The organism is Borrelia persica No12 (assembly GCF_000500045.1).
GTDB classification, from domain to species: Bacteria; Spirochaetota; Spirochaetia; order Borreliales; family Borreliaceae; genus Borrelia; species Borrelia persica.
Window position 1 is genome coordinate 1 of record NZ_AYOT01000234.1, and the last position, 843, is coordinate 843.

Consider the following 843-nt stretch of genomic DNA (forward strand, 5'->3'; position numbering starts at 1 on the left):
TATCTTCTCATTAAGCCTAGTCTCTACTCCATCTATCTTTGCATTTAAATCATTCTTAACAGTCTCTATCTTATCATCAAGTTTGTCTATTTTCTTATTAAGTCTAGCCTCAACTCCATCTATCTTTGCGTCAAGCCTAGCCTCAACTCCATCTATCTTTGCGTCAAGTTTGTCTACCCTAGCATCAAGTTTATCTATCTTCTCATTAAGCCTAGTCTCTACTCCATCTATCTTTGCATTTAAATCATTCTTAACAGTCTCTATCTTGACATCAAGTTTATCTATCTTCTCATTAAGCCTATCCTCAACTTTATCTATCTTTTCATTCAAATCAATTTTGAGCATACTTATCTTATCRTCTAAGTAATGAAAATTATCCATCATCCTATCTTGAAGAAGATCAAATTTTTCTTCAAGAACATAATAACTGATAATCTGCCCATCAAATGCCCCACTATGATAATCTTTTTTAACTCTCTCAGACTTACCCAAATTCTTAGCTACTTGTTCATCATATACCTGCTCTTTTAATGCAACACTCATATTTATAACCTCAATGATTGTTTTAATTTCTAATATACTCTACTTAATTATAACACATGAAATAAATGCACTATCGGAAATAAAAGAATAAGACCAAAAACTGAAGTTATTGGTCTTATTCATGGGGTAACACAAAAACGATAATAAATTATGTTTTTGTGTACAAATAATATTATACAATAATATTAAAAAAAGTCAATCAATTTTTTCTATTGTCTCTGAATTTTTTTCATATATTTTTTAGTCAGCCATTCTAAATGCCATTGAATGCTCTTTAGCTTTCAACATACGCACAAGCTT

Annotated in this window: 1 protein-coding gene; it reads right to left on the reverse strand. The window is 30.0% G+C overall.

Annotated features, from left to right (window positions below):
• Positions 1–543, reverse strand: a 543-nt coding sequence (locus U881_RS0110065) for a hypothetical protein (RefSeq protein ID WP_024654277.1), incomplete at its 3' end; no start/stop codon positions are given.
• Positions 544–843: the final 300 nt, after the last annotated feature.